This is a genomic window from Streptomyces sp. NPDC046805, assembly GCF_040645355.1.
Classification (GTDB): domain Bacteria; phylum Actinomycetota; class Actinomycetes; order Streptomycetales; family Streptomycetaceae; genus Streptomyces.
The window spans coordinates 24,233-44,589 of sequence record NZ_JBEYYC010000027.1 but is presented as its reverse complement, the minus strand read 5'-3'; the positions used below and the strand labels follow the sequence as shown (position 1 = coordinate 44,589).

19 protein-coding genes are annotated in these 20,357 nt (G+C 69.7%); 18 read left to right on the top strand and 1 reads right to left on the bottom strand.

The window, feature by feature from the left end:
* Positions 1-27: 27 nt before the first annotated feature.
* Positions 28-1,263 carry a helix-turn-helix domain-containing protein gene (locus tag ABZ910_RS26365; protein WP_361369443.1) on the bottom strand — a complete coding sequence of 412 codons (1,236 nt, stop codon included), beginning with the start codon at positions 1,261-1,263 and terminating at the stop codon, positions 28-30.
* Between the two features lie 260 nt (positions 1,264-1,523).
* On the opposite strand from ABZ910_RS26365, the gene ABZ910_RS26360 reads away from it, so the two are divergent.
* The 18 genes from ABZ910_RS26360 (at position 1,524) to ABZ910_RS26275 (ending at position 20,223) form a co-directional block, all read left to right on the top strand.
* Positions 1,524-2,483 carry an ABC transporter ATP-binding protein gene (locus ABZ910_RS26360; RefSeq protein ID WP_361369441.1) on the top strand — a complete coding sequence of 320 codons (960 nt, stop codon included), beginning with the start codon at positions 1,524-1,526 and terminating at the stop codon, positions 2,481-2,483.
* The gene (locus ABZ910_RS26355) at positions 2,480-3,250 is read left to right on the top strand and encodes an ABC transporter permease (protein WP_361369440.1); all 771 of its coding nucleotides are present in this window, start codon (positions 2,480-2,482) and stop codon (positions 3,248-3,250) included. The genes ABZ910_RS26360 and ABZ910_RS26355 overlap by 4 nt, the downstream gene beginning before the upstream one ends.
* A 3-nt stretch (positions 3,251-3,253) precedes the next feature.
* Complete coding sequence (locus ABZ910_RS26350) at positions 3,254-4,081, top strand: ABC transporter permease (protein WP_361369438.1); 828 nt, start codon at positions 3,254-3,256, stop codon at positions 4,079-4,081.
* Positions 4,082-4,184: 103 nt separating this feature from the next.
* A complete protein-coding gene (locus ABZ910_RS26345) occupies positions 4,185-5,420 on the top strand; it encodes an MCE family protein (protein ID WP_361369436.1) in 1,236 nt (411 codons plus the stop codon).
* Positions 5,417-6,445 carry an MCE family protein gene (locus tag ABZ910_RS26340; RefSeq protein WP_361369434.1) on the top strand — a complete coding sequence of 343 codons (1,029 nt, stop codon included), beginning with the start codon at positions 5,417-5,419 and terminating at the stop codon, positions 6,443-6,445. The genes ABZ910_RS26345 and ABZ910_RS26340 overlap by 4 nt, the downstream gene beginning before the upstream one ends.
* A complete protein-coding gene (locus tag ABZ910_RS26335; protein WP_361369432.1) occupies positions 6,442-7,446 on the top strand; it encodes an MCE family protein in 1,005 nt (334 codons plus the stop codon). The genes ABZ910_RS26340 and ABZ910_RS26335 overlap by 4 nt, the downstream gene beginning before the upstream one ends.
* Positions 7,443-8,576, top strand: a complete 1,134-nt coding sequence (locus tag ABZ910_RS26330; RefSeq protein ID WP_361369430.1) for an MCE family protein — start codon at positions 7,443-7,445, stop codon at positions 8,574-8,576. Before ABZ910_RS26335 ends, ABZ910_RS26330 begins: the two co-directional genes overlap by 4 nt.
* Positions 8,573-9,904, top strand: coding sequence for an MCE family protein (locus tag ABZ910_RS26325; protein WP_361369428.1), 1,332 nt, complete (start codon positions 8,573-8,575; stop codon positions 9,902-9,904). The genes ABZ910_RS26330 and ABZ910_RS26325 overlap by 4 nt, the downstream gene beginning before the upstream one ends.
* Positions 9,901-11,172: an MlaD family protein gene (locus tag ABZ910_RS26320; RefSeq protein ID WP_361369426.1), complete on the top strand. Its 1,272-nt coding sequence runs from the start codon at positions 9,901-9,903 to the stop codon at positions 11,170-11,172. The genes ABZ910_RS26325 and ABZ910_RS26320 overlap by 4 nt, the downstream gene beginning before the upstream one ends.
* Before the next feature lie 89 nt (positions 11,173-11,261).
* Positions 11,262-11,720 carry a hypothetical protein gene (locus ABZ910_RS26315; RefSeq protein WP_361369573.1) on the top strand — a complete coding sequence of 153 codons (459 nt, stop codon included), beginning with the start codon at positions 11,262-11,264 and terminating at the stop codon, positions 11,718-11,720.
* Between the two features lie 31 nt (positions 11,721-11,751).
* On the top strand, positions 11,752-12,471 hold the full coding sequence (locus ABZ910_RS26310; protein ID WP_361369424.1) for a hypothetical protein: 720 nt from the start codon (positions 11,752-11,754) through the stop codon (positions 12,469-12,471).
* A gap of 298 nt (positions 12,472-12,769) precedes the next feature.
* On the top strand, positions 12,770-13,624 hold the full coding sequence (locus ABZ910_RS26305) for a lytic transglycosylase domain-containing protein (RefSeq protein WP_361369422.1): 855 nt from the start codon (positions 12,770-12,772) through the stop codon (positions 13,622-13,624).
* 178 nt (positions 13,625-13,802) lie between these two features.
* Positions 13,803-15,494 (top strand): aldehyde dehydrogenase family protein, encoded by a 1,692-nt coding sequence (locus ABZ910_RS26300; protein WP_361369420.1) that lies wholly within the window; start codon positions 13,803-13,805, stop codon positions 15,492-15,494.
* Between the two features lie 2 nt (positions 15,495-15,496).
* Positions 15,497-17,290 (top strand): GMC family oxidoreductase, encoded by a 1,794-nt coding sequence (locus ABZ910_RS26295; protein WP_361369418.1) that lies wholly within the window; start codon positions 15,497-15,499, stop codon positions 17,288-17,290.
* Between the two features lie 240 nt (positions 17,291-17,530).
* The gene (locus tag ABZ910_RS26290; protein WP_361369416.1) at positions 17,531-18,697 is read left to right on the top strand and encodes an alkane 1-monooxygenase; all 1,167 of its coding nucleotides are present in this window, start codon (positions 17,531-17,533) and stop codon (positions 18,695-18,697) included.
* On the top strand, positions 18,694-18,861 hold the full coding sequence (locus ABZ910_RS26285; RefSeq protein WP_361369414.1) for a rubredoxin: 168 nt from the start codon (positions 18,694-18,696) through the stop codon (positions 18,859-18,861). The genes ABZ910_RS26290 and ABZ910_RS26285 overlap by 4 nt, the downstream gene beginning before the upstream one ends.
* Positions 18,858-19,031: a rubredoxin gene (locus ABZ910_RS26280; protein ID WP_361369412.1), complete on the top strand. Its 174-nt coding sequence runs from the start codon at positions 18,858-18,860 to the stop codon at positions 19,029-19,031. The genes ABZ910_RS26285 and ABZ910_RS26280 overlap by 4 nt, the downstream gene beginning before the upstream one ends.
* A complete protein-coding gene (locus tag ABZ910_RS26275; RefSeq protein WP_361369410.1) occupies positions 19,024-20,223 on the top strand; it encodes an FAD-dependent oxidoreductase in 1,200 nt (399 codons plus the stop codon). Before ABZ910_RS26280 ends, ABZ910_RS26275 begins: the two co-directional genes overlap by 8 nt.
* Positions 20,224-20,357 lie beyond the last annotated feature (134 nt).

Sequence of the window (20,357 nt, the reverse complement as noted above, 5' to 3'; positions counted from 1 at the left end):
GAGAGTGCCGACGACGGGCGGGCAACGCTACGGCAGCATCCGGCTCCCCAAGTGGTGCAGGAGTTCGAGGGCGAGGGCGAGGGCCAGTCGGCGCTCGGTGACCCGGTAGCCCAGCAGGGTCTCGGCCCGGGCGACCCGTTGCAGCACGGTGTTGCGGTGGGTGTGCAGCCGCTCTGCCGCGTGGGGGGCGTGTCCGCCCTCGTCCAGGTAGACGCGCAGGGTGGTGCGCAGGTCGGCCAGCGCCCGGCCGGGGCCGCACAACGGGCCGAGGGTGGAGCCGATGAACTCGCTCATCTGTTCCTCGTCCCGGCTGGCCAGGGCGACGACCTCGACCTCGTGGTACGTGGTGAGCCGCTCCCCGTCCGGGTTGCCGGTGAGCAGGCGCTGGGCGGTGAGCGCCGCGGCGTGACTGCGGCGGAATCCGGTGACACCGTCGCGCGGCGGGCCGAGCACGGTGCGGACGTTCGGCGCGGCGTAACGCATGGCATCGCGCAGCGCGTCCCAGTCGGGGTCGCGGCGGGTGGCGATCCAGGCCCAGAGCGTGGAGGTGCCCGCGGGCAGGGTGAGGGGCCGGCGGACGCGGGCGGCGCCGGCGAGCAGGTCGGCGGCCTGTTCGAGCGCGCCCGGGACCCCGCCGGGCGGCTCGGACCACAGCACGGCGGCGGTGTGCCGGGCGGTGAGGTCGTACTCGAGCTGTCGGCCTGCTCGTTCGGCGTTGACGGGGGCGCCGTCGAGCAGGAGCCGGATCGTTTCGCCACGGCGGGCCAGGTCGCCGGAGAGCAGGTCCTGGCGTTCCTGTTCCATGCGGGCCATCGCGGAGTGGAGCGCGCCGTCCACGTACGCGAACATCACGGCCGAGGAGGCCTGGAGCAACTCGCCCAGGTCCTCGCGCTCCTTGACCGCTGCCATCGCCTCGTCCGTCCACCAGCGCCAGGCCGCGTTCTGGCCTCGACGGTAGGACTGGACGAGCACCTCCAGCTCGATGCCGCGGCGCACCAGGGTCCGGGCCAGGTCGACGGTCTCCAGCGGGGCGTCCCGGGAGACCGGCTCACCGGGGGAGCGCTGCATTGCGGTCAAGAAGCGCAGCACGTTTGCCCGGACACTGGCCCGGCTCTCCATGGCGAGTGTGGGGTCCTCGGCCAGGACTGGTGCCACTTCGAAGATCGCCGCGTCGATCGCGGCGACGCCCTCGTCGACCCGGCTGATGAGTTTCTGGGCAACGCACCTGATGAGGGCCGCGATGCGCGGGTCGGCGGTGTTCATGCCCGGCAGGTTAAGGGTGTGGGTGCCGCTGCACAACGGGTGTGACGAGAAGGGGGCACCGGCACATCGCCCCAGCGTATCGGCCGGGCCTACGTTGGCGCGCACAGCTTGCTGTTGCACACGGCGCCACAAGCCGCCGGGCCCCGCTGTTTCCCCCTCTTCGCACGTTCATCGAGCGCGTGCTCCTCGACCCGTACCAGTAGATCCCATCGCCGATTTGGGATCTCTCTCCTTTTCTCTGCTTTTGAAGGGTGTCCTTTGTGGGTGTCGAAATCTGTGTGGAAGGGCTGACCAAGTCCTTTGGCCCGCAGGTCATTTGGCAGGACGTCTCGCTGACGCTGCCCAGCGGTGAGATCTCGGTGATGCTCGGGCCGTCGGGGACGGGCAAGTCGGTGTTCCTCAAGACGCTGGTCGGCCTGCTCAGGCCTGACAACGGGTCCATACGGATCGCGGGCCGCGACATCACCCGGCTGCGCGAGCACGACCTGTACGAGGTACGGAAGTTGTTCGGCGTGCTGTTCCAGGACGGCGCGTTGTTCGGCTCCATGAACCTGTACGACAACATCGCCTTCCCGCTGCGGGAGCACACCCGCAAGCCCGAGAGCGAGATCCGGCGCATCGTGCTGGAGAAGATGGACATGGTCGGGCTTCTCGGGGCTGAGGAGAAGCTGCCCGGCGAGATCTCCGGCGGTATGCGCAAGCGGGCCGGGCTCGCGCGGGCCCTCGTCCTGGACCCGGAGATCGTGCTGTTCGACGAGCCGGACTCTGGTCTGGACCCAGTGCGTGTGGCGTATCTGAACCAGCTGATCGTGGATTTGAACGCGCAGATCGACGCGACCTTCCTGATCGTCACGCACGACATCGCCTCCGCCCGTCAAGTGCCGGACAACATCGGCCTGTTGTTCCGGCGCGAGCTGGTGATGTTCGGTCCTCGGGAGCAGTTGCTGACCAGCGACGAGCCGGTCGTGGGGCAGTTCCTGCACGGGCGGATGCAGGGACCGATCGGCATGGCGGAGGAGAAGGACGCCGCTCAGGTCGAGCAAGAGCTCGCGGAGTTGGAGAACGGCCTGCACCGCGGGCCGAAGGGCGGCAAGGGCGCCTCCGGGGCGGGGGTGACGCCGAGGCTGCTGCCCAGCCCCGGCATCTCCCGCTCGCCGCGCTGGCGGGAGATCGCCGAGCGCGAGGCGGAGTTCAGCGCGCTGGAAGCGGTTGAAGTATGAGCCTGTCGCCCACCGCTGGGCTCAAGCAGTCGGGGCGCCTGTTCGCGCTGGCCCTGGACGTCCTGCGCACGCTAGCCCGACGGCCCTTCCAGGTAAGGGAGTTCATTCAGCAGGCGTGGTTCATCGCCAGCGTCACGATTCTGCCGACGGCGCTGGTCTCGATCCCCTTCGGGGCGGTGATCGCGCTCCAGATCGGCAGCCTGACACGGCAGTTGGGCGCCCAGTCCTTCTCCGGTGCCGCATCGGTGCTGGCGGTGCTGCGGGAGGCGTCGCCGATCGTGACCGCGCTGCTGATCGCCGGGGCGGGCGGCTCGGCGATCTGCGCGGATCTGGGGGCGCGCCGGATCCGCGAGGAGATCGACGCGATGGAAGTCCTGGGCATCGATCCGATCCACCGGCTGGTCGTGCCCCGGGTGCTGGCGTCGATGGTGGTGGCGGTGCTGCTCAACGGCCTGGTGTCGGTAGTGGGGGTGGCCGGCGGCTACTTCTTCAACGTCGTGCTGCAGAACGGCACTCCGGGCGCGTATCTGGCCTCCTTCACCACCCTCGCGCAGCTCCCCGACCTGTGGGCGGCGGAGATCAAGGCTCTGGTCTTCGGGCTGATCGCCGCGATCGTGGCCTCCTACAAGGGGCTGACTGCGGGCGGCGGGCCGAAGGGCGTGGGGGACGCGGTGAACCAGTCGGTGGTCATCACCTTCATGCTGCTGTTCGTCACCAACTTCGTGATGACTGCGGTGTACTTCCAAGTCGTTCCGCAGAGGGGCTGACCCATGGCGCTTGTCGATCGTCTCGTGACGCGCCCGCTGCGCTCCCTGGAAGAGCTGGGCGGTCAACTCTGCTTCTACGGACGCTCGTTGGCTTGGACCGGCCGCACCTTGCGCCGCTACAAGCGGGAGGTCCTGCGGCTGCTGGCCGAGGTGAGCTTCGGGCGCGGTGCCCTGGCCGTCATCGGCGGCACCGTCGGTGTCATCGCCTTCATGACCTTCTTCACCGGCACCGAGGTCGGGCTCCAGGGCTACTCGGCCCTCAGCCAGCTCGGCATCACCAACTTCGTGGCGTTCATCTCGGCCTACTTCAACACCCGGGAGATCGCCCCGATCGTCTCCGGGATCGCGCTCGCGGCGACCGTGGGGGCCGGTTTCACCGCCCAGTTGGGCGCGATGCGGATCAGCGAGGAGGTGGACGCGCTGGAGGTGATGGCCGTCCCGTCCCTGCCGTTCCTGGTCACCACCCGGATGATCGCCGGGTTCGTCGCGGTGATCCCGCTGTACGTGGTCGGGCTGCTGTCGTCGTACCTCGCCTCCCGCACCATCACCACCGGCTTCTACGGCCAGTCTGCGGGCACGTACGACCACTACTTCCAGCAGTACCTGCCGCCGGTCGACGTCCTGTGGTCCTTCGGCAAGGTCATCGTCTTCGCCGTCGTGATCATCCTGGTGCACTGCTACTACGGCTACTACGCCAAGGGCGGTCCGGCCGGGGTCGGTGTCGCCGTCGGCCGCGCGGTGCGCACCTCCATCGTCGCCGTCAACGTGCTGGATTTCTTCCTTTCCCTGGCGATCTGGGGAGCCAACACCACAGTCAGGATTGCGGGATAGCCGAATGCCCATATCCACTCCCACATCCGTGATCCCACCGGCAGCCGGTCCGACGCCGGCGGGTGTAAGAAGGAAGCCAACACGCCCGGCAATAAGGCAGGTTGTGAAGCTGCGCCTGTACGGCGTGGTCTTCCTCGCCGTGCTCGGCCTGTTGCTGGCCCTGACCGTCGCGGTCTACCGGCAGGCGTTCACTCCGGCCGTGCGCATCAGGCTGCAGGCGAACTCCCTGGGCAACCAGTTGGAGCCGCCCGCCGACGTCAAGATGCGCGGCCTGATCGTCGGCCAGGTGCGCGAGGTGCACGCCGACGGCGGCAAGGCCACGCTCGACATCGCCCTGGACCCCGCGGACGTCTCGCGGATTCCCGCCGACGTCAACGCCCGGCTGCTGCCCAAGACCCTCTTCGGTGAGAGGTATGTCGACCTGGTCGAGCCCAAGAACCCCTCGGCCCGGCACATCCGCGCCGGAGACGTGATCGGCCAGGACCGTACCAAGGCCGGAATCGAACTCCAGCAGGTGATGAACGACCTGTTGCCGCTGCTGCGCACCGTCCGGCCCGGTGAACTGGGCGCAACCCTCTCGGCGTTGGCCGACGCCCTCGAAGGCCGCGGCGACCGGATCGGCGACAACCTCGTACGGCTGGACACGTACCTGCAAAGGCTCAACCCGCACATGCCTGCCCTGAAGTCCGACATCGCCCGGCTCGCGGACGTCGCCCAGGTGTACGGGGATGCCGCCCCCGACCTGCTGCGCACGCTGCGGAACACCGTCACCGTCAGCAGGACGCTCGTGGAGAAGAAGGCGCAGTTCGCCGCCCTGCTCACCGGGACCACCACGATGTCCGGCACGGCCCGGGAGGTGCTGGAGGAGAACGGCCGGCATCTGATCACCCTCGACCGGGTCTCGCGGCCCACCCTGGCCCTGCTCGCGCGTTACTCACCGGAATACCCCTGTCTGCTGAAGGGACTGGTGGACGAGGAGCGGCGGACCGAACCGGCGTTCCAGGGCGGGAGGTTCCACATCACCCTGGAGGCCGTCCTGCCCCGTCCCGGATACCGGCCCGGTGAGGAGCCGCGCTACGCCGAGCACCGCGGCCCCGGCTGCTACGGCCTGCCCCATCCGCCCGTCCCCGCACCGGGGATGAAGTTCGACGACGGTACGAAGGGCAGCGGCGCCGGCGTGGCTGTCGACGGCCCGCGCGTGTCGTCCACCTCTGCCGAGCAGAAGGTCGTGGGTGCACTGGCCGCTCCGGTCATGGGCGTCTCCGCCGACGAGGTGCCCCCGGTGACCACCCTGCTCCTCGGTCCGATGATCCGGGGCCTGGCGGTGAGCCAGGCATGAAGGCCCAGGGAATCACCGCCCCGCTGATCAAGTTCAGCGTCTTCGTGGCCGTCACGGTGACGGCGACCGCCCTCCTGGCCGCCACCATCGTGGGCGTCCGCTTCACCCCGACCGGCGAGTACAAGGCGGTCTTCAGCGACGTCACGGGCCTGGAGAAGGGCGACGACATCCGGGTGGCCGGCGTCCGCGTGGGCCAGGTCGAGGGCATCCGCATCAAGGACAGAACGCTCGCCGAGATCACCTTCACCGCCGCCCAGGACCGGCCGCTGTTCTCCGGCACCCGCGCCGTCATCCGCTACCGCAGCCTGGTCGGCCAGCGTTACGTCGCGCTGACCGAAGGACCGGGCGACGGCACCCGCCTCGCGCCGGGCAGCACCATTCCGCTGTCCCGCACGCAGCCCGCCCTGGACCTGAACGCCCTGCTGAACGGCTTCAAGCCGCTGTTCGCGGCGCTGAGCCCGAAGGAGGTCAACCAGCTCGCCTTCGAGATCATCCGGACGTTCCAGGGCGAGGGCGGCACGGTGGGCAGCCTGCTCGCGCACACCGCGTCGCTCACCTCGACCCTCGCCGACCGGGACCAGCTCGTCGGCTCCGTCATCGACAACCTGAACGGGGTGCTGAAGACCCTCGACCGGCGCAGCGCCCGCTTCTCCGACCTGCTCAGGCAGCTCCAGCGGCTGGTCTCCGGGCTGGCCGCGGATCGCACGGCGATCGGGCAGTCCCTGGGCGGCATCGACGACCTGGCGGCGGCCACCTCGGGCCTGCTCCAGGACGGACGCCCGGCACTGCGCGAGGACATCGCCGAGCTGTCGCGGGTCTCCGGGACGCTGCAGAAGAACCACAAGACCGTGGAGGGTGTGCTGAAGCGCCTGCCGAACAAACTCAACAAGCTGACCGGCACGGCCAGTTACGGCTCCTGGTTCAACTTCTACCTGTGCGACGTCGACGGCCATATCGCGCTGCCGAAGACGGCGGACGCGATGACCCCGGACCTGCACGTGGCCCAGGGGAGGTGCGACCGGTGACCCCTTTCCGCGAACGGAACCCGGTGATCATCGGGGCCATCTGCCTCGCCCTGCTCGGGTTGCTGGCCGTCGCCGCGTTCAACGTCCAGAACCTGCCGCTGATCGGCGACGGAGAGACCTACACCGCCGCGTTCTCCGAAGCCGGCGGGCTCAAGTCCGGCGACGAGGTCCGCATCGCCGGGGTCAAGGTCGGCAAGGTCGACGAGGTCGGCCTCGACGGCGACCACGTCAAGGTGACCTTCCGAATCAAGGACGGGGCGCACTTCGGCATCCGGACCGGCGCGGCGATCCGCGTCAAGACCATCCTGGGCTCGAAGTACCTGGCGATCCAGCCGGAGGGCCCGGGGCAGCTCGAGCCCGGGAGCGAGATCCCGCTGAAGCGGACCGTTGCCCCGTACGACGTGGTGCAGGCGTTCAGCGATCTGACCCGGACCACCGAGAAGGTCGACACCTGGCAACTGGCGAAGGCCCTGGACGCCGTCTCGACCACCTTCAAGGACTCGCCGGAAGAGGTGAAGACGTCCATCCGCGGGCTGTCCCGGATCTCCCGGACCGTGGCCACACGCGATGCGGCGCTGCGCGAACTGCTCGGCCACACGGGCAGGGTGACCAAGGTGCTCGCCGACCGGTCCGGCGAGTTCGTCACGCTGACGAAGGACGGCGGGGCCCTGTTCAAGGAGATCGAGCGCAGGCGCGAGGTGATCCACGCGCTGCTGCTGAACAGCTCCGCGCTCGCCGTCCAGCTCTCCGGCCTCGTCACCGACAACCGGAAGCAGATCGGGCCGGCCCTCCACCGCCTCAACGCGGTCGTGACGATGCTCGAACGGAACGAGAAGAGCCTGCAGCGCAGCGTGGCGCTCCTTGCCCCGTACGCGCGCGTCTTCACCAACACCCTCGGCAACGGCCGGTGGTTCGACGTGTACGTCCAGAACCTGGTCCCCGCCCCCGTGACCGCACGGGGCGGCGCGACCGCACAGATCCCCCCGGGAGGAGACCGATGAGCCGGGCACCCTGGAGGGTCTCGCTGAATGGGCGCAACGCCCGCCGCCTGGCGCTCGTCACGGCACTGCTTCTTGCCGCGGCCCTGGTCGTGACGTTCTGGCCGCAGCCGCGGAAGACGGAGGCAACCGCCTACTTCCCCCGCACCGTCGGCATCTATCCCGGTTCGGATGTGCGCGTGCTGGGCGTCAAGATCGGCGAGGTCAAGCGCATCACGCCGCAGGGCGACCGGGTCCGGGCCGAGCTGGAGTACGAGGCCGGGCGGAAGGTGCCCGCGGACGCCAAGGCCGCGATCATCAACTCCTCACTGGTCAGCGATCGTTACGTCCAGCTGTTCCCCGTGTACCGGAGCGGACCGGTGATGAAGGACGGCGCGGTCATCCCCGAGCGCCGTACGGCGGTCCCGGTCGAGCTGGACCGGATCTTCGACAGCCTCCACACCACCACCGAGGCACTCGGCCCGCGCGGCGCCAACAAGAACGGTTCCCTCTCCAGGCTGCTGGGGGTGAGCGCCGACAACCTGCACGGGCAGGGCGAGCGGATGCACCAGACGGTCGAGGATCTCTCGAAGGCGGTCACCACCGTCTCCGACGGGCGCCAGGACCTGTTCGCCACCGTGCGCAATCTCCAGGTGTTCACCGCCGCCCTGTCCTCGGACGACAACGACGTACGGTCCTTCGACGAGAACCTCGCCGAAGTGGCGGGTCAACTCTCTGGCGAGCGCAAGGACTTCGCGACCACCGTGCACAACCTGGCCGTCGCGCTCGGCGACGTATCTGCCTTCGTCCACGACAACAAGGGCTCACTCACCGCCGATGTGAAGGGGCTCAGCAAGGTCACCCGGGTGCTGGTCACGCAGCGCGCCGCCCTGGACGAACTGCTCGCAGTGGCCCCCACCGGGCTGTCGAACCTGCAGAACGCCTACAACCCGTCCTCCGGCACGCTCGACACCCGCATCAACGCCGAACAGCTCCATGACCCCGGCCTGTACCTGTGCTCCCTGCTGAGAACTGCCGGGCAGAAGGCAGATTGCTCGCGGCTCCAGAAGCTGTTCGACTCCCTGCCCGCGCTGCAGCCGGCTGCCGCCTCGACGGACAAGACGCTCGGCGGAATCCTGGGAGGCACGGTATGAGCACCCGCTCAGGAGCCTTCGCCAGGGCCCGAACCGCTGTGCTGTGGGCGGCCGCGGGGTCGGTGCTGCTCACGGCATGTGAGTTCAACGGCCTCCAGGACGTCCAGTTGCCCGGCGGAGCGGCCGCGGACGGCAACGCCTACCACGTCACCGTGGAGTTCCGGGACGTACTGGATCTCGTCTCGCAGTCGGCGGTGAAGGTCGACAACGTCACTGTCGGAGCGGTGGAGAACGTGCGGCTGGACGGCTGGCACGCGCGCGTACGGATGCGTATCTCCAACGACGTCAAGCTGCCCGCGAACGCGATCGCGGAGATCGGGCAGACCAGCATGCTCGGCGAGAAGTACGTCGCCCTGTCGGCCCCGCCGGACGCCCAGCCCGTCGGCCGGCTGCGTGACGGCGCGAAGATCCCCCTGTCGCGCAGTGGCCGCAACGCCGAGATCGAAGAGGTGCTGTCCGCCCTGTCCGCGCTGCTCAACGGAGGGGGAGTGGCCCAGCTCAAGACGATCAGCGTCGAGCTGAACAAGGCGCTGGGCGGCCGCGAGGACCGGGTGAAAGACCTGCTGAAGCAACTGGACACCTTCATCGGCGGGTTGGACGAACAGCGCGATGACATCGTCCGCGCCCTGACGGGCGTCGACAGGCTGGCGAAGAGGCTCCGGACGGAGAAGGACACGATCGGCCAGGCCGTCGACACCATTCCGCCGGCCCTGAAGGTCCTCGCCGACCAGCGCCGCAAACTGACGACGATGCTGGCCTCCCTCGACGCACTCGGCGCCACTGGAACCAAGGTGATCAATGCGTCGCGAAGCGACACGATCGCCAACCTCAGGAACCTGACCCCGATCCTCACCCGGCTCGACGAGGCGGGCGACGATCTGCCCAACGCCCTGGAACTGCTGACCACTTACCCCTTCCCGCGCAACGTCACGGACACGATCCACGGCGACTACGTCAATCTGCACGCGACCGCCGACCTCGATCTGGCCGGCCTCTACCGCAACCTCGGCGGCGGGCAGCAGAGCAAGCCCGGCGGCGCGTTGCCGGAGCCGCCGGGCATTCCGGGCGTGCCCGGCCTTCCCGAGGTACCGAAGCTTCCCAAGCTCCCCAAGGCGCCTGGCATGCCGGGCCTGGACCCGCCTGACGACTCCGGCGGCTCCGGCTCCTCCAAGGACGGCGGTGGGGGATTGCTGTGCCCGCCGCTGTGCACCGGGAGTTACGCCGCTTACCACGGCAGCGCGGGCGAGGCGGGTCCGACCGGCCCGTCGTACGGCAGCGGCGTCGATCCGACGCTGGTGGACCTCCTGCTGAAGGGGATGCGCCCGTGATCACCCGTACTGTCAAGGCGCAGTTGCTCGCCTTCGCCACCGTCACCGCCGTCGGTGTCTCCTACGTCGCCGCGGAGTACTCCGGCCTCGCCGACCGCATCCTCGGCAGCGGCTACACCGTACGGGCCGACTTCTCCGACTCCGGCGGCATCTTCACCGGCGCCGAAGTCGCTTACCGCGGTGTGCCCGTGGGCCGCGTCGGCCACCTGCGGCTGTCCCGGGGCGGCGGGGTGTCGGTGGACCTCGACGTCACGGACGGCACTCCGATACCCGCGGACACCCTCGCCGTGGTGGCCGACCGGTCGGCGGTCGGCGAGCAGTACGTCGACCTGCAACCGCGCCGCGCCAGCCGGCCGTTCCTGCACGACGGCAGCACCATTCCGCGCCGGGACACCCGGATCCCGCTGCCCACCACCGCTCTGATCAGCAGCGTCGACCGGTTGGTCGGCTCTGTGAACAAGGGCGATCTGAAGATCACGGTCGACGAGCTGGGCAAGGCCTTCGCAGGCACCGGCCCGCATCTGGGCCGGCTGGTGGACTCCGGAAACGCGCTGGTGGAGTCCGCGGACGGCGCCCTGCCCGAGACCGTCTCCCTGATCGAGAACTCCCGGACGGTCCTGAAGACGCAAGTCGACGAAGGCTCGTCGATCAAGGCGTTCTCCCATGACCTGTCCGATCTGACGAGGCAACTCAAGGACAGTGACGGGGATGTGCGGACGCTGCTGGACAACGGGCCAGCCGCCGCAGGCCAGTTGGACGGGCTGCTCAAGGCCAACCAGTCGGCACTGCCGGTACTGCTCGGCAATCTGGTCAGCGGAGGTCAGGTCACGGTGGCGCGGCTGCCCGGCGTGGAGCAGGCCCTGGTCACCTTTCCGTCGTTGGTCGCCAGCACCTACACCGTGCTGCCGGGAGACGGCACCGCGCACTTCGGGCTCGCGCTGAACGTCGACGACCCGCCGCCGTGCCGGAAGGGATACGGCACCACGCGGAAGCGGGACCCCCTGGACACCCAGGAGCGGCCGGCCAACACCCGCGCCCACTGCGCCGCGCCCCGCGGCAGCACGACCTCGGTCCGCGGCGCGCAGAACGCGCCAGGGGCGCCAGGGCGACCGTACGGGTCGGGGGCCGACCAAGCGGCGTACGACCCGGCGACCGGCACCGTAACCGGACCGGACGGGCAGATCGCGCAGATCGGCTCGACGGGCGGAGAACAGAACGTATTCGGAAAGGACTCATGGCAGTGGCTGCTCGTCGGACCGATGACCTGAACCGTCGAACCACCGGGGGTGCGGCGGGGCCGTTGCGCCGACGAGTGGCGGACGCGACGAACCGCGCGGCCCGAAGCCGGGCGTTCCTGATGGGACTGGCGATCGCACTCGCGCTGTTGGCGGCCACGTCCGGCTACCTCGGCGTGCAGGCCCATCAGCAGCGCGCCGAAGAGCAGCGCCGCCAGGACATCCTGGCCGCGGCCCGGCAGTCGGCGCTCAACTTCACCTCGCTCGACTACCGGCACTACGACCGGGACAGCCGCAACGTCCTCAAGGACGCCACCGGCAAGTTCAAGAAGGAATTCGCCGCCCAGACAGCGCAGTTGACCAAGCTCGTCACGACCAACAAGTCCGTCTCCGAGGGCCAGATCCTCGACGCGGGCATCATCCGCGCCGACGAGAACTCCGCCCGCGTCCTGGTCGCCGCCGACAGCAAGGTCGCCAACACCGCCGCGCCTGACGGACAGGCGCGCAACTACCGGCTGCAACTCGACCTCGTACGCAAGGGCGGGCGCTGGCTGACCTCCGACGTCGAGTTCGTCGGCTGACCGGGACACCCGCACCTCAAGGAGAACCACCGTGGCAACTCAGTCAGTTCGACGGAACGCCGGCAAGGGCGCGTCCCCACAGCGGTCCGCGGCCGCCCGCGCCGCGGCCAAGCGCGTCGCCCGAGCGCACCCGACGGAGCCCTCCGCCCCGCAACCGGCGGCCGTACCCGACGCCGGCGCCATCACCCCGACGACGCCGGACATCTCCGCGGACGCGGACGCCGACGTCGACGCGCAGGACACGGGGCGACGGCGCGCCCTGCTCTGCGCGGTCCTGGCAGTCCTGGTCGTCCTGGGCCTCGCGTCCAGCATCACCCTCGGCTCGCAGTACCGCGACGCCGAGCGCACCCGCCAGGCCCGTACGGCCGCGCTGGCCGCGGCCCGCACCGCAGCCCCGGCGATCCTGTCGTACGACTACCGGCGGCTGCACAAGGACTTCGCTGCCGCCCGCGGCCATCTGACAGGTCCCTTCGTCGCCCGCTACAGGAAGACGACCACGACGGTCGTCGCCCCGACCGCGGAGAAGTACAAGGGCGTGGTCAAGGCGACGGTGGCCGCGCCCCCGCGCGGCGGCACCCCGGCGGCCTCGGTGATCTCAGAATCGCCCGACAAGGTCGTGGTGCTGCTGTTCATGAACCAGGTCACCAACAGCACCCAGGTGTCCACGCCTCGCCTCGACCTCAACCGCGTCCGCATGACGATGGTCCCCGCCGACGGCACCTGGAAGGTCAGCGCGGTCGACGCTCTTTGACGCGGTCGCCGGCAGGGCGACCAGAAGGCCTCAACCGAGATCAGGAGGGTTATACATGGCGGGAATCTTCCGTCAGCGGATGTCCAGGGGTGCGATGAGTACGGCGGTCGCCGCGGCGGCGATGGCGGCGCTCACCGGCTCGACGGCTCCGGGCGCGTCCGCGTCCGCTGCGAAGGCAACTCCGCCGCCGGTCTCGACCGCGTCAGGCTCGACGCGTTACTACACCGATCTGCCTCCGCTTTCTCCTGTACCGGGCAGGCCCCACTCGTCCGCTGACGTAACGTCAACCGGGCCCAGGATGATTGGAGCACCTCTTCCGGCCACCGTCCTCGACGCGTACACGAAGGCCGAAGCCTCCCTCGCGCAGAGCGCTCCGGGCTGCAACCTGCCCTGGCAACTCCTCGCCGCCATCGGGCAGGTCGAGTCGGGTCAGGCCTGGGGAGGGCGGGTGAGCGCCGACGGCACGACGCGATCGCCCATCCTCGGCCCCCCGCTCAACGGCCATGGGTTCGCCGCCATCGCGGACACCGACGGTGGCCTCTACGACGGCGACAGCCGTTACGACCGTGCCGTCGGCCCGATGCAGTTCATCCCGTCGACCTGGGCGACCTGGGGTGCCGACGGCAACCGCGACGGCAGGGCGGATCCCGACAACGTCTACGACGCGACGCTCGCCGCCGGCCGCTACCTGTGCGCCGGCGGGCGCGATCTGTCCCGCCCGCAGGACGTGGACCAGGCGATCCTCGGCTACAACCACTCCGCGGAGTACCTGCGTATCGTCAAGGCGTGGTTCGCCTACTTCAGAACGGGCCACTACGAGGTGCCGGACAGCACCGAGTCGGGTCCCTACCCGTCGCCGGACTCCTCGCGAGGTTCCTCCGCCCCTTCCCCCTCGCCCAGTGAGTCGACCCGCCCGAAGCCCAGCAGGCCGTCGTCGCCCCGGCCGACGCCGTCCCCGACCCCGTCCGGAAGTGGGGGCGGAGGAGGCACCGGGCACAACGCACCTTCGCCAGGCACCGCTTCCAAGCCGCCCGGCGCCGACGGGAGCCCCATCCGTGTGCCCGGCCTGAAGACGGTCACCGACACCGTCGCAGGCCTCGTCACGGGGACTCCGGAGTCCTGCACGCTTCCAAAAGTCCCGTGCGCACGCTGACTTGGATGTCCGCGGAATGCCCCGGCGGGTGCCGCTGCACAACGGGCGTGGTCAGGAGAGGGCATCGGCCCATCGCCCGGTGCTGTCGGCCGGGCCTACGGTGGCGCCCATCGCCTGCTGCCGTACACGGCGCCACAAGCCGCCGGTCCCCCCACCGTTTCCTCTTTCGGAGAAGTCCATGCCGGATATCAGCATGCTCGACCGCGACTTGGCGGTTCTGCGGGCACACGCTCGTTCCTGGGTCACCACGCCGTTGTCGGCCAAGCGTGAGCTGCTCGAACGGTTGCGGGAGGCGGTCGCGGAGGTCGCCGCGGAGTGGGTGGCGGCGTCCTGTCGCGGCAAAGGCATCGATTGCGGCCGGCCGGCCGCGGGGGAGGAGTGGCTGAGCGGCCCGTACGCGTTGCTCGGCGCGGCAGACGCGCTGATCAGGCTGCTGTCGCTGTTGGAGGCAGGGCGCAATCCGTTCGACCGCGTGGTTACCCGGGCCCTGCCCGGCGGACAGCTCGCGGTGCGGATCTTTCCGTACTCCGTACGGGACTTGACCCTGCCGGGCTACAGCGGCGAGGTCTGGCTGCGGCCGGGTGTCACGCTCGACGAGGCGAAGGCCGGGATCGCGGCCAGGCTGCGCGACACCGAGCTGCCCGGGGAAGTCGGTCTGGTGCTCGGCGCCGGAAACATCAACTCCATCCCGGCGCTGGACGCGTTGTCGAAGCTGTACCAGGACAACGCGGTCGTCCTGATCAAACTGAACCCGGTCAACGCCTACTTGGAGCCGGTGCTCCGGCGCGTCTTCGCGGGCTTCATCGAGCACGGTTTCCTGCGCATCACCTCCGGTGACGCACAGACGGGCGCTCACCTGGTCGGCCACCCGGAGGTGGACACCGTCCACCTCACCGGCAGCCGCGCAAGCCACGACGCGATCGTGTTCGGTCCTGGCGAGGAGGGCGAGCGGCGCCGGGCGCAGCGCAAGCCGCTGATCGCCAAGCCGGTGACCAGCGAACTGGGCGGGGTGGGCCCGGCCATCGTCCTCCCGGGCCGGTGGAGTGAAGCCGCCCTGCGGCTGCAGGCGCGGCACATCGCCGCCCAGCGCCTCCACAACAGCGGATTCAACTGCATCGCCACCCAGATCGTCGTGCTGCCCGACGACTGGCCGCAGGCCGACCGGTTCCTGCACCACCTGCGCGAGGCTCTCCACGACGCACCCGTCCGCCCCGGCTACTACCCCGGCGCCGCCGATCGACAGCGCAACGCCGTCGACAGCCATACGCAGTCGGAACTGCTCGGCGGCGACCCGGCCGTGCCGCGCACCCTGTTGGCCGATCTGGACCCGGACGACCCGGACACCGCGGCCTTCCGCACCGAGTACTTCGGCCCGGTCCTGGGCGTGACGCGCCTGCCCGGCGGCACGCCCGCCGAATTCCTCGACCGGGCGGTCGACTTCTGCAACGACCACCTCGCGGGCGACCTCGGCGCCGGACTGATCGCCGATCCGCGGACGATGCGCGCCCTGGGACCGGCACTCGACGACGCCGTTGCCCGGCTGCGCTACGGCACGGTCGCGGTCAACTGCTGGGTCGGGCTGATCTACGCCCTGCCCCGGGCGACCTGGGGCGCCTTCCCCGGCCACGACATATACGACGCGGGCAGCGGCGTCGGCCTGGTGCACAACGCGCTGCTGCTCGACCCCGCGCACGTGGAGCGCACCGTCGGCCGCGGCCCGTTCCGCCCCTGGCCGACCCCGCCGTGGTTCGTCGACAACCGCAACGCCCACACGATCGGCCGGCACATGACCCGGTTCGCCGCCCAGCCCTCCCTCGCCAAGGCCTTGCCGGCGGCGCTGTCCGCTCTCTTCTCGTCCCTCGGAGCATGACGATGACCACCACCCAGACCAATCAGGAGTACGACTACGACGTGATCGTGGTCGGCTCCGGCTTCGGCGGATCCGTCGCCGCGCTGCGGCTGACCGAGAAGGGCTACCGGGTCGCCGTCCTGGAGGCCGGCCGCCGCTACACCGCCGCCGACCTGCCGAAGAACTCCTGGGACGCGCGCAGATTCATATGGGCGCCCAAGCTCGGCCTGTACGGCATCCAGCGCATCCACCTTCTGCGCAACGTGGTCATCCTGGCCGGCGCCGGGGTCGGCGGCGGCTCTCTGAACTATGCCAACACCCTCTACGTACCGCCGAAGGCGTTCTTCGACGACCGCCAGTGGGCCCATATCACCGACTGGGAAAAGGAGTTGGCGCCGTACTACGACCAGGCGCGGCGCATGCTCGGCGTGCGGCTCAACCCGACGGTCACCCCCGCCGACGAGCATCTGAAGTCCGCCGCCGAGAGGATGGGCGTCGGCCGCACCTTCCACCGCACGCCCGTCGGGGTGTTCTTCGGCGACGGCCAGGACGCGGACGGCAGCCTTCCCACCGAGCCCGGTGCCGAGGTCGCCGACCCCTACTTCGGCGGCGCCGGACCGGGTCGCCGGGCCTGCATCGAGTGCGGCGAGTGCATGACCGGCTGCCGCCACGGCGCCAAGAACATGCTCACCGAGAACTACCTCCACCTCGCCGAACGCGCCGGCGCCGAGATCCACGCGCTCACCACCGTCACCCGGATCACCGAGCATGACGGCGTCCACACCGTGCACACCCGCCGGACCGACCGCCGCCGCGGCAGCAGCCGCAGGCTCACCGCCCGGCACGTGGTGGTGGCCGCCGGCACCTACGGCACCCAGACCCTGCTGCACACCCTCAAGGCCCGTGGCGACCTGCCGCGCATCTCCGATCGCCTGGGGTACCTCACGCGCACCAACTCCGAATCCCTGGTGAGCGCCCAGACCACCGATCGCCGCTACGGCAGCCGGGCCGACTTCACCCGGGGCGTGGCCATCACCTCGTCCATCCATCCCGACGAGAACACCCACATCGAGCCGGTGCGCTACGGCAAGGGCTCCAACGCCATGGGGCTGCTGACCGTACTCCAGGTCCCGGGCGTCGGCCGCGGTCCGCGCTGGCTGCGTTTTCTGGCCGCCGCGGTCACCCGCCCCGGACTGCTGCTCCGCTCGTTGAACAAGCGCCGGTGGTCCGAGCGCACCATCATCGCCCTGGTCATGCAGACCCTGGACAACTCGATCACCGTGTCGCTGAAGGGCCCCGGCAAGCTGACCTCCCGTCAGGGCCACGGCGCGCCCAACCCGGCCTGGATCCCCGCCGCCGAGCAGGCCGCCCGGCTGCTCAGCGAGGAGATCAACGGCTTCCCGAGCGGCACCCTCGGGGAGATCCTCGACATCCCGATGACCGCCCACTTCATCGGCGGTTGCCCGATCGGCGACAGTCCCGGCACCGGCGTGATCGACCCGTACCACCGGCTGTACGGGCACCCGGGCATCAGCGTGGTCGACGGCTCGGCCATCTCCGCCAACCTCGGTGTCAACCCCTCCCTGACCATCACCGCTCAGGCCGAGCGGGCCATGGCCGCCTGGCCCAACAAGGGCGAGACCGACGGCCGCCCGGCCCAGGGCGAGTCGTACCGGCCTGTCGAGCCCGTACCGCCCGCGCGTGCCTCCGTACCGGACCACGCCTTCGCGGCGCTGCGCCTGCCGCTGCTGCCCCTGCCGACCGTCCGTCCCGACGCCCAGGCACACGGCGCCGCGAAGCAACCCGACGGAAGGTGAGAGGACGAGCCATGGACGACGTGCCGCCGCCGACTCGGTTGCGGCCCGCCGCGGAGTGACCGCGGAGGCAGCGAACGGCTGCGTGAAACGCCACCGCGACTTCTTCACGCTACCGACTCGATCTTCGCTTTACCTGTGCACTCTGCTCTGTTCATGTCGTTGACGGATTAATCACGGACTGTCTTACTAATGGGCGCTTCATCCGCAAATGTAAGTTCTGAAAACGAAGGTTGGTGTTCCATGGCAACGGATGCGGGACTCGTTCCTGAGGCGACATGGCGGGATCCGAAGCGGTATCTGTGGCTGCTGGGTCTGCTGGTGCCCCTCTTCCCCTTTGTCTCGTGGGGTCTGGTAGCGGCCACGGGGCTGGGCGTGTTCTGGTGGACCGGGCCGATAGTGCTGTACGGGATCATCCCGGTGGTGGATCTGGCGATCGGCAAGGACTTGGTCAACCCGCCCCAGAGCGCGCTGACTTGGCTGGAGCAGGACCGGTACTACCGCTGGTGCACGTTCATGTATCTGCCGCTGCAGTACGCCGGTCTGGTCACCGGGAGCTGGCTGTTCGCCGACGGCGGCCTGTCCGTGGTGGACAAGGTGGGGCTGGCCGTCACCCTCGGCGTGGTGGCCGGCATTGCCATCAACACCGCGCATGAACTCGGCCACAAGAAGGAGGAGTTGGAGCGCTGGCTGTCCAGGATCGCGCTGGCGCAGACCTGTTACGGCCACTTCTTCATCGAGCACAACCGTGGTCACCACGTGCGGGTCGCCACCCCCGAGGACCCTGCCAGTGCGCGCCTCGGCGAGGGCTTCTACCGGTTCCTGCCCCGTACGGTCCTCGGCAGCGCGCGGTCCGGTTGGGAGTTGGAGAAGGTTCGGCTGCGGCGCGGCGGCAAGCGGGTGTGGTCGCTGCGCAACGACGTGCTCAACGCCTGGGTGATGTCGCTGGTGCTGTTCGGCGCCCTGGTGGCCGCCTTCGGTCCGGGCATCCTGCCGTACCTGATTCTCCAGGCCGTTTTCGGCTTCTCGCTGCTGGAGGTCGTCAACTACATAGAGCACTACGGACTGTTGAGGCAGCGCACGGAGGGCGGTCGCTATGAGCGGTGCGCGCCGCGGCACAGCTGGAACAGCGACAACATCACCTCCAACGTGCTCCTCTACCACCTGCAGCGGCACAGCGACCACCACGCCAACCCCACCCGCCGCTACCAGGCCCTGCGCCACTTCGAGGAGGCCCCGGAGATGCCAACCGGCTACGCCGGCATGGTGATCCTCGCCTACGTGCCGCCCCTGTGGCGCCGCATCATGGACCGCCGTGTCCTCTCCCACTACCGCGGCGACGTCGCCTTGGCCAACATTCAGCCGGCCAAGCGCTCCGCGGTCCTGGCCCGGTACGGAGCCGCCGTATGAGCCGATACCAGTGCACGGTCTGCTCGTACGTCTTCGACGAGCGAATCGGCGAGCCCCGCGAGGGCTTCCCGGTGGGCACCGCCTGGAGCGAGGTTCCGGACGACTGGTGCTGCCCCGACTGCGGAGTGCGGGAGAAGGTCGACTTCGAGGAGGTTGCGGCATGAGGAAGTGGCAGTGCCTGGTCTGCGGTTTCCTCTATGACGAGGAGCTCGGCTGGCCGGATGAGGGGATCGAACCCGGAACCCGCTGGGAGGACATCCCGGACGACTGGTCCTGCCCGGACTGCGGGGCGGCCAAGGCCGACTTCGAGATGGTCGAGGTCAGCCGTGCCTGATTCCCAGCCCCGTACCATCGCGATCGTCGGTACAGGAGTGGCCGGAACCACCGCTGCACTCACCCTCCGCAAGGAGGGTTTCGACGGCAGGATCGTTCTGATCGGTGACGAACCCGAGGAGCCCTACCGGCGCCCGCCGCTGTCCAAGGACATGCTCCGGCGCGCCGTACGCCCGGAGTCCAGCCGACTCAAGCCCCCGTCCACCTGGGGAGAGTTGGACATCGATCTGCTCACCGGCACACGGGTCACGGGGGTGGAAGCCGCAGCCCTGCGACTGGCGGACGGCTCCCGACACCCCTACGACCGGCTGCTCTTGGCCACCGGCGGCCGCGCCCGCATCCTGCCTCAGGCGGCCGGCCTCGACCACGTGCACACGCTGCGCTCCCTGGGCGACGTGGCGGGCCTGCGTACAGACCTTCAGTCGGGCGGTCCGCTGCTCGTCGTCGGCGCGGGGCTGATCGGACTGGAAGTCGCTGCCACCGCACGGGCGTTGGGTTGCGAGGTGACGGTCCTGGAGAGCGCGTCCCAGCCGCTGGAGCGGGTGCTGCCCGCCCGGCTTCGGCAGGCCGTGACGGAGTTGCACCGGGCCCACGGCGTCCGCATCCACACCGGTGTGAGGCTGCAGAGCCTTGCCCGGCATCGGGACGCGGTCGTCGCGACCGACCGTGACGGCAACATCTGGGAGGCCCAGTCGGTGCTGGTCGCCGTGGGCATGGTCCCGGAGACCGGCCTTGCCGAGCAAGCCGGCCTCGAGACGGCGGACGGTATCGTCGTGGACGCGTACGGCACCACGAGCGCACCGCACATCTATGCGGCCGGCGACGTCGCCCGCCACCCCGACGGTCTCCTCGGGCAGCGGGTGCGGATCGAGCAGTGGAACCACGCTCAGGAGCATGGTGAGGCCGTCGCCCGGAACATGCTCACAGGCAATCGGCGGCCTTACGACGCCGTGCCTTGGGGCTGGACCAACCAGCACGGCGTCAACCTGCAGATCTGCGGCCACCCCGCGCAGGCCGACGAGCTGATCCTGCAAGGCGACCTCACCGATTTCGACTTCGCCGCCATGGCATACCAGGACGGCAGACTCGTCGGCGGTGTCGCCGCGGGCCGGCCTGCTGACTTCCGCGCACTGCGCAGACTCGTCGCCGAACAGGCTCGCCCCGACGGCGTGTTCGCGGCCGACACCGACTGAGGAGCCGCCCCTGGCCTTGCCATTCCGCTGGGGTTGAGCCCTCTGCCTAGAGGAGAACCATGGTCGTCATAGCAGCCATCTTCGTCCTTATGGAAATCCTCCTGGGGGCCATCACCCAGATGCCGCCCCCTGCC